The sequence below is a fragment of the Campylobacter sp. US33a genome, from assembly GCF_004378855.1.
Classification (GTDB): Bacteria; Campylobacterota; Campylobacteria; order Campylobacterales; family Campylobacteraceae; genus Campylobacter_D.
The window spans coordinates 1-246 of the sequence record NZ_RYYL01000055.1 but is presented as its reverse complement, the minus strand read 5'-3'; the positions used below and the strand labels follow the sequence as shown (position 1 = coordinate 246).

Genomic DNA, 246 nt, shown 5'->3' with positions numbered 1-246 from the left:
ATCATCATCCCATTGCGGGCTATACGCATCTCTATAAAGATCTAAATCCTCTTGGGTTTTAAATACCCACTCTTTACCCAAAGCTTTTTCAAATTTTGCTACTGCAGCTGTAAAATCACTTTGCGAAACATTTTTTGGTAAAATTATAATTTAACTCCTTTTGGTGCCAAAATCCAAGTATAAAAATCACCTTGTTTTTTTTCATACGCAACACGCATACCATAATCCGCCGCCATAGTGCGGATC

At 36.6% G+C, this 246-nt stretch carries 1 pseudogene; it reads right to left on the bottom strand.

Annotated elements, in window-relative coordinates:
• Window positions 1-143 precede the first annotated feature (143 nt).
• Window positions 144-246 (bottom strand): annotated as a pseudogene (locus ELQ16_RS09875) (transcriptional initiation protein Tat); the annotation flags it as partial.